The sequence below is a fragment of the Terriglobales bacterium genome (assembly GCA_035624455.1).
In the GTDB taxonomy this organism is placed as follows: Bacteria; Acidobacteriota; Terriglobia; order Terriglobales; family Acidobacteriaceae; genus DASPRM01.
In genome coordinates, this window is record DASPRM010000067.1 from 1 (window position 1) to 8,428 (window position 8,428).

Here is an 8,428-nt window from a genome sequence, read left to right on the forward strand (position 1 = left end):
TGAATCCCTGTGCTCCCCGGTGCGCCCTGTGGTGAAAAGAAACCACGGAGGGCACAGAAACAGTTTCAGTCCGCGGCCGCAGCCCGCCCGGTCTGTGCCGTTAAAGGCGCGTAAGTCTCCGGCCGGCGATCGCGGAAAAACTGCCACACGCGGCGTACTTCTTCGATCATGTCCAAATCGAGATCGGCCACCAGCACTTCATCCCCTTCGCGGCTGGCTTGAGCAATGATTTTGCCGCGCGGATTGCAGAAGTAGCTCTTGCCATAGAATTCGCCGATGCTCCACGGCTTCTCTTCCCCCACGCGATTGATCGCGCCGACGAAGTATCCGTTGGCAACCGCGTGCGCCGGTTGCTCCAGTTCCCACAAGTATTCGGACAAGCCTGCGACCGTGGCCGAGGGATTGAAAACAATCTCCGCTCCGTTCAGGCCGAGAATTCGCGCTCCCTCGGGAAAGTGGCGGTCATAGCAGATGTACACCCCGACTTTGGCGAAGCGGGTTTCAAACACTGGATAGCCGAGATCACCCGGCGTGAAGTAAAACTTCTCCCAAAAACCAGGGTGGCAGTGCGGAATATGATTTTTGCGGTACTTACCCAGGTACGATCCATCGGCATCGATCACCGCCGCCGTGTTGTAATAAAGCCCGGTCATCTCTTCTTCGTAAACTGGCAGGACTATCACCATGCGATGCTTTGCGGCGATTTTCTGAAATTGTTTGGTAGTCGGCCCTTCCGGCACCCGCTCCGTTAGCGCATACCAGCGGGAGTCCTGCTCGGCACAGAAATACGGTCCGTAAAAAAGTTCCTGCAGACAAAGAATCTGGACCTTCTTCTTCGCGGCCTGCTCGATCATCTTCACGTGCTTGTCGATCATCGCCTTCTTGATTTCCGGCAATGAGCGATTGGTAGCAAGCGCGTTCTTGGCCTGTATCAGGCCGCAACGGACCATTCGTGCCATCGGACCTCCAGGAATCTCTCGCGGAAGCTTCTATTCCGGCCAGCGGGAAGTAACCACCTTGCTTTCCGTATAAAAGCGGACCGCATCCTTGCCCAGTGCATGCGCATCCCCGAAGAAGGAATTCTTCCAGCCGGAGAACGGGAAAAAGGCTACTGGTGCAGGCACGCCCAGGTTTACGCCCACCATGCCGGTCTGCACGCCCGCCGCAAAGCGGCGCGCCGCTTCGCCCGAGCGCGTGTAGATGGACGCGGCATTTCCGTGCTCCGAACGGTTTACCACGTCCAACGCCTCGTTCAGATCGCGGGCCCGTATCACGGACAAAACAGGTCCGAAGATTTCCTCGCGTGCAATTCGCATGTCTGGCTTAACAGCATCAAAAATGCTCGCACCCAGAAAATATCCGTCGTCACGAGTCACAGCGTCCTTACGGCCATCGCGCACGAGCTTCGCGCCTTCCTTCTCGCCAATGTCGATGTACTTGAGGATTCGCTCCCGAGCATCGGGATTGATGACGGGCCCCATGTTCGCGTCGGGCTCCCAGCCGGGGCGTATGCGCATTCCATCTGCCGCCTTCTTCAATTCCGTAACCAGTTTGTCGCCAATCTCACCCACGGCAACAACCACGCTGGTTGCTACGCAACGCTCTCCCGCACAACCGAAGGACGACGACATAACCGACTCGACCGCAGCTTTCAAGTTGCAGTCCGGCATCACTACCGAATGATTTTTCGCCCCGCCCAGTGCCTGCACACGCTTCCCGTTAGCTGCTGCAGTCGTGTAGATGTACTTTGCCACGGGACTCGAACCCACAAACGACACCGCCTTCACTCGCGGATCCGCAAGCAGCGCATCCACTGCCTCCTTTGCCCCATGCACGACGTTCATCACACCCGCGGGAAGCCCGGCCTGATACAACAGTTCGGCAGCACGCACCGCCGATCGCGGCACCCGGTCCGAAGGCTTGAGCACAAACGTGTTTCCACAGGCGATGGCGATGGGAAACATCCACAGCGGCACCATCAGGGGAAAATTGAATGGCGTGATTCCCACACACACTCCGATCGGTTCCCGGATCGATGCCGTATCCACATCGGCTGCAACCCGGGCCAGGGTCTCACCCATCATCAGGCTGGGAATTCCGGAAGCAAACTCGACGCATTCCAGTCCGCGTTGGAAGGATCCTTTCGCTTCCTCGCGGGTCTTGCCGTTCTCTTCCGTTACCAGTGCAATCAATTCATCGGCGTGAGTCTCCAAAAGCTGGTGATAGTGAAAGAGGATCCTCGCCCTTTGCAGCACCGGAGTAGAGCTCCAGGCGGGGAAAGCACGATGCGCCGCGGCAACCGCAGCGGAGATCTCCTCCAGCGTACAGTAGGGCACCAGAGCCGTAGGCTGGCCGGTTGCCGGATTCATCTGAACCTCGGTCCGCCCGCGCGATATTTGCTGCTTGCCATCGATCAGAATCGGACAGGGCTTCACATCAACTGACACCGCAGAGACCGCCATGACATCCTCCCCGCTGCAATGACGCTGATTCTACACCACCTCGCAGCTTCGCCCCGGCCCGCTGGAAGACAAATGGCTTCGCTTTTGCTCTCCAGCGCATGCTGGGTGGTAACCCTTCGAACAGGAGACATTTTTTGCATCACGCTCTCGCGATCTTCCCTCCAAGTAGCTAGTGCGGTGATCAGGAGGAGGCTCTACGACCGAACTCATCTTCGGAGTTGTCAGTTGACTTCCACTATCCAGCCATGAACCAGGGAAAATAGCCTTGGCTACCGCGACGCGCGCAGTGCCGATGACGTATTCGCGACCCACGCACAATCCGTGGGCGATTGCGCTTACCGTCACCCTGGCCACCTTCATGGAAGTCCTGGACACCTCCATTGCAAACGTATCTCTGCCACACATTGCCGGCGGACTCTCGGCCAGCCAGGATGAAGCAACCTGGGTTCTCACCAGTTATCTGGTCTCCAATGCTGTCGTTCTTCCGGTTTCCGGCTGGATCTCGGACCGCATAGGGCGCAAGCGCTTCTACATGAGCTGTGTTTTCCTGTTTACAGTGAGTTCTTTTCTCTGCGGCTTTGCGCCCACGCTCCCGATGCTCATCTTTTTCCGCATACTTCAGGGCGCTGGTGGCGGAGGGCTTGCCCCCAGCGAACAGGCGATCCTGGCGGACACCTTCCCTCCCAAGAAGCGCGGCATGGCCTTTGCCGTGTACGGCATGGCGGTGGTGCTCGCTCCTGCCATTGGCCCTACTCTGGGTGGCTTCATCACCGACAACTACAGCTGGCGCTGGATTTTCTACATCAATGTCCCCGTGGGAATTCTCTCTCTGATGCTCACCAACATCATGGTTGAGGATCCGCCGCCGATGGCCGAAGTGCGCAGGAAATCGCGGTTCATTCCAGTAGATTACATAGGCTTGGGTCTGGTCGCGGTGGGCTTGGGCTGCCTGCAGGTTGTACTCGACAAAGGTCAGGAAGATGACTGGTTCGGATCCCACTTCATCACTGCTTTCACCATCACCTGTGCGGTCTCGCTGATCGCCTTCATTATCTGGGAGTCGCGACAGCGCTACCCGATCGTCAATCTGCGCTTATTTCGGATCCGCACCTTCGCCGTGGCAAACGTACTCATGTTCCTGCTGGGCATCGTGCTTTTTGGTACCACGGTGCTCATCCCGCTCTATCTGCAGAGCCTGATGGGTTACACCGCGCAGAAGGCAGGAGAGGTGCTTTCGCCCGGGGCAGTGGTCATCATTTTTCTTATGCCGCTCGTTGGCTGGCTGGTTGCCAAAGTGGACGCGCGTTATCTCATCGCGTTAGGGTTCCTGACTACCTCGCTGGCTCTCTTGCACATGACCAATCTCTACCTCGGTATCGATTTTCGAACCGCCGTGATGTTTCGCGTCTATCAGGCTGCGGGTCTGGCCTTCCTCTTTGTGCCCATAAACACTATCTCCTACGTTGGCGTGCCGCCCGACCAGAACAATCAGGTATCCGGGCTGATGAATCTGTCTCGTAATCTCGGGGGAAGCGTGGGAATCTCGCTGGTGACGACGTTACTGGCGCGCCGCGCTCAACTTCACCAAAACAACCTTGTAAGCAATACGTATACTTCGAATCCTTCATTCCGAAATATGGTAGATGGGCTCACCCAGCAACTGACCACACGTGGCGTGATTCCCTCCGAGGCGACCCAACAAGCCTACGGCCGCATTTATGCGACGCTGGGACGTCAAGCCTCCGTACTCGCCTACATCGACACCATCAAGCTCCTGGCAGTGATCTGCCTATGCCTGGTTCCGCTTGTATTCATTATGCGGAAGAACAAGCCCGGCCGCGGTCCCGCGGCAGCTCACTAGTGTTTCTGCGGGCGAAATCGTACGCATGGGAGGCACGTTCTTGGACGTCTTGATTTCGGAAGACTAAGCTCGAAACGCGAAGAATAGAAACACAAGAGCAAAAGAAAGGACCATTCATCGTTTGATGAATGGTCCTGTGACCTAACAAGTATTCTTATGTCGCGTTATTTCCGCAGCTGCAGGAACCCTTTCCGCTTCCCAGGAACAATACGAACGAGCATGCCTGGCCCAGGAATGAGAGTTCATCCGCTTGCAGGGTCGCTCCCAGGAACTCATCCTCGGTGGTTACCAGTTTCTGGTCACCCGGATTTTGCAGATGGGTCGCCCAGGCCCGCAGATCCGGTGTGGGAACCGGACTGGTGGGGTCGCAATTCGCCTGGTTGTCGGAAACGATCTTGATCACGCCATCCGGCGCCGGTGGCCACCCCTGGAGGGGGTTCCAGGTCAAATCGTTATTAACGGAAAGAATCAGCAACCCGTTGGCCGTGATCGGGCAGGTGCAACACTCGGTCATTTCCTGGTTGGCATCGAACACATATATGTCCGCACAAACCGTGCCATGGTGGGCACTCAGCGGAGTGCCTTGCTCCCCAGGGTTGATGATCCGGACGGTCTGATCATAGGCGGTGCGGGAGGGAGCCCGATTGGAGTAGTAGTTAACCCAATAAGTGTCGGTCGACTGTGCCGATGCGAACGACACAAGACCAAGCACGACGAGCAACAGACTTGTGGCTGCAATAGCCTTTCTCACGCTATGGTTCCTCCTTAGTTTTCTTGGGGGCCGGAGTTGGACAGCTTGGGTGACCAATGCCAGGTTGAAAAACCTCACAACCCAGTAAGCAGAGAGAGGTGAAACCGCATACAAGATCGCAAGTAACCATGTACTTCCGCAATTACCCATGCTGACTAAATCTGGGGACTACACCGACGGACTAAATGGCAGGGAAAGATGCTTTCCCTGATGTCGGCACTAATTTGGGTTGACTCTTTGCGCCAACTGCGCCTCCACTGTTGCTCCACATCGAAAACTACTTCATTCATCGCGCCGCGCTACCTGCACCTCCCGCAGCGCGACACTGAGCGTCTGCGAGCGCAGTTGCCTCGATTCCGTTGCAAACCGAGGGCCGGACAACAGTGGTGGCAATCAACCGCTAATGCCCTTACAATGCCTCTGCCGTTTTCTTGGTCGCATAAGCCTTTTTGTGGAAAGCGCTTGTCCTGGAAGTGGCGTCCATAACATAAGCATGGCCGATCCCCTTTATTTGAGCGTCTGGTTTCCCAAGTTCGAGGAAGCCGACATGATGCGACGCATGGTTTCCGTGATGCGCGAGTTCCCTTTCTCCGCTGAGCGGCCGGGGATCACCTACGTCTATGTTCAGCCCGTTTCCTGGAGCGAACCCACCATCCTGGAACGACGCTTTCGTCCCGGACTGGACCTCGAGCAGGCGGTAGCCATGGCCGGCGACCTGCTTCACGATGACTACGCATATGTTTTCGAGGCAAATTGGGATTTGTGGGGACCTAGCGAGGAATCGGATCAATGGACGCTCGAACCTCGACTAGCAAAGTTCATTGCTAACGGCAAGCGTTTCGACGACGGAAGCTTCCAGCAGAATGGTCACATCCAGGTGGACTTTGGGCTCGACACGCCCTTCCTCTATGAAGACCTCGACTTGAGCGAAGTGGACGAGGCCCGGGTGCGCTCGAATGTCCAGAAACTGGTGCAGTTCACGCAATCGGTCGAGAAGAATTGTGGTATCAGCGGCCGGGTCCTGTGGTCGGAGTCGGAAGAGAACCTGGCGCAGAAGCTGATCGCCCGCCTGCAGAAGGTCCAGTAAAAAGAACCGCAAAAAATAAAGGCCCGGGCATTCCGACCCGGGCCTGGCACTTGCAAATTACTTGGTTCGTCCCGCTTCGGCTCCGGAGTGTTCCTGCGCATAAGCTGCCTGCGCCGCCGCTAGACGCGCCGTCAGCACCCTGTAAGGTGAACACGAAACATAATTCATGCCCACCTGGTAGCAGAACTCTACTGAAGAAGGTTCACCGCCATGCTCGCCGCAGATACCTACTTTCAGTTTGGGGCGAGTCTTCCGACCGCGTTCAGTGCCCATGCGGACCAGCTGTCCAACGCCCTCGCGGTCAATTACCGCGAAGGGATCCTGCTTCAGAATCCCTTCAGCCAGATAAATGGGCAGGAATTTGTTGATGTCGTCGCGGGAGAAGCCAAAGGTGGTCTGGGTGAGATCGTTGGTTCCGAAGGAAAAGAATTCCGCCTCCTTGGCGATCTCATCAGCCACCAGAGCAGCGCGCGGCAACTCGATCATGGTGCCCACGAGATAGTCTACGCGGCGCTCCTTTTCGGCAAACACCTCCTCCGCCACCCTTCGCACAATCGCTGTCTGGTTGGCCGTCTCCTTCAGCGTAGCAGTGAGCGGGATCATGATCTCGGGAATGACCTTGACCCCTTCCTTGGCTACCTGCACGGCCGCCTCAAAGATGGCGCGGGCTTGCATTTCCGTGATTTCCGGATAGGTAATCCCCAGCCTGCAGCCGCGATGTCCCAGCATGGGATTGATCTCATGCAGTTCGTTGACCCGGCGCAACAGGTTCTTCAGCTCTTTTAGCTTGGGTGACTTTGGCTTGGTGGCCTCCAACACGCCGATTTGCACCATCAGCTCCTCACGGCTGGGCAGGAATTCATGCAGCGGCGGATCCAGAGTGCGGATGGTGACCGGATACCCGTCCATCGCACGGAAGACGCCGACAAAATCCGAGCGCTGCATCGGCAGCAGCTTGCGCAGTGCCTGCCGGCGATCCTTTTCATTGGTGGCCAGGATCATGGCTCGCATATGTGCAATGCGGTCTTCCGCGAAGAACATGTGCTCGGTGCGGCACAGCCCGATGCCTTCCGCTCCAAAAGCGCGCGCCTGGATCGCGTCACGAGGAATATCGGCATTGGCGCGCACTCCCATTTTGCGGTGCGGCTCGGCCCAGCTCATCAGCAGTTGCAATTGCGGATCGTCAGGAGACGCCGGCAGCGTGTTGAGCTTGCCTTTGATCACCCGTCCCGTCGTGCCGTCGAGCGAAATCCAGTCTCCTTCCTTGAAGACCTGGCCCTTGACCCGCATTTCCTTCAGCTTTTCGTGGACTTCGATCTCACCCGCACCCGCGACGCAGCATTTGCCCATGCCTCGCGTGACCACGGCGGCGTGTGAGGTCATCCCACCACGAGACGTGAGAATCCCCACCGCAACTTCCATCCCATGGATGTCCTCGGGAGTCGTCTCCGCGCGCACCAGGATGACCGGTACCTTCTTTCCATGACCCGCGAAGGCCACCGCATCATCTGCGGTGAAGACAATCTGCCCCACCGCTGCGCCCGGCGAGGCCGGCAGTCCGGTCGTCAACACTTCCACTTTTGTGCTCTTTTCGTCCAGCCGCGGGACCAGAAAGTCGTAGAGCTGGTTGGGTTCTACGCGCATAAAGGCCTCGTCTTTCGTGATCAGGCCTTCGCTCACCATGTCGAGCGCAACCCGAACCGCGGCCAGACCGGTGCGCTTCCCATTGCGCGTCTGCAGCATATACAAGCGTCCGTCCTGGATGGTGAACTCGAAGTCCTGCACATCACGATAGTGCTTTTCCAGCCGCGAGGTAATGTCGCGCAGCTGGTTGTAAACCTCTGGCATGATCTTTTGCAGTTCCGAGATATGCACCGGCGTGCGCACACCGGCCACGACGTCTTCTCCCTGTGCGTTCATCAGGAACTCGCCGTAAAACTCCTTTGCTCCAGTAGCAGGATTGCGGGTAAAGCCAACACCCGTGCCGCTGCTCTCGCCCAGGTTGCCGAACACCATCGCCTGCACATTGACTGCCGTGCCCAGGTCATCGGAGATGTTGTTGATGCGGCGGTAGTGCTTGGCGCGATCGTTGTTCCATGACCGGAACACGGCATCGCGCGCCATGGATAGCTGCTCGTGCGGATCCTGCGGGAAGTCGCGCTTGGCGTGCTTCTTGACTACCTTCTTGTACTCCTCTACCACTTCCTTCAGCGCTTTGGCGTCGAGATCGGTATCCAGCTTCGCCTTCTTCTGCTTTTTCTTGGCCT

Annotated in this window: 6 protein-coding genes; 2 read left to right on the top strand and 4 right to left on the bottom strand. The window is 57.4% G+C overall.

The window, feature by feature from the left end:
* Positions 1-65: 65 nt before the first annotated feature.
* Positions 66-959 carry a nitrilase-related carbon-nitrogen hydrolase gene (locus VEG30_07090; GenBank protein HXZ79677.1) on the bottom strand — a complete coding sequence of 298 codons (894 nt, stop codon included), beginning with the start codon at positions 957-959 and terminating at the stop codon, positions 66-68.
* 30 nt (positions 960-989) lie between these two features.
* Positions 990-2,462: a CoA-acylating methylmalonate-semialdehyde dehydrogenase gene (locus VEG30_07095; protein ID HXZ79678.1), complete on the bottom strand. Its 1,473-nt coding sequence runs from the start codon at positions 2,460-2,462 to the stop codon at positions 990-992.
* Between the two features lie 265 nt (positions 2,463-2,727).
* Here VEG30_07095 and VEG30_07100 point away from each other — a divergent pair, with 265 nt between their 5' ends.
* Entirely contained in the window at positions 2,728-4,323 is a 1,596-nt protein-coding gene (locus VEG30_07100) for a DHA2 family efflux MFS transporter permease subunit (protein HXZ79679.1), read from the top strand.
* A 154-nt stretch (positions 4,324-4,477) separates the two neighbouring features.
* On the opposite strand, the gene VEG30_07105 is transcribed toward VEG30_07100, so the two are convergent.
* A complete protein-coding gene (locus tag VEG30_07105; GenBank protein HXZ79680.1) occupies positions 4,478-5,074 on the bottom strand; it encodes a hypothetical protein in 597 nt (198 codons plus the stop codon).
* Between the two features lie 493 nt (positions 5,075-5,567).
* Here VEG30_07105 and VEG30_07110 point away from each other — a divergent pair, with 493 nt between their 5' ends.
* Positions 5,568-6,161, top strand: a complete 594-nt coding sequence (locus VEG30_07110; GenBank protein ID HXZ79681.1) for a hypothetical protein — start codon at positions 5,568-5,570, stop codon at positions 6,159-6,161.
* Between the two features lie 57 nt (positions 6,162-6,218).
* Here the strand turns inward: VEG30_07110 and ppdK are convergent.
* On the bottom strand, positions 6,219-8,428 hold a 2,210-nt coding region (gene ppdK / locus VEG30_07115; GenBank protein HXZ79682.1), incomplete at its 5' end, for a pyruvate, phosphate dikinase.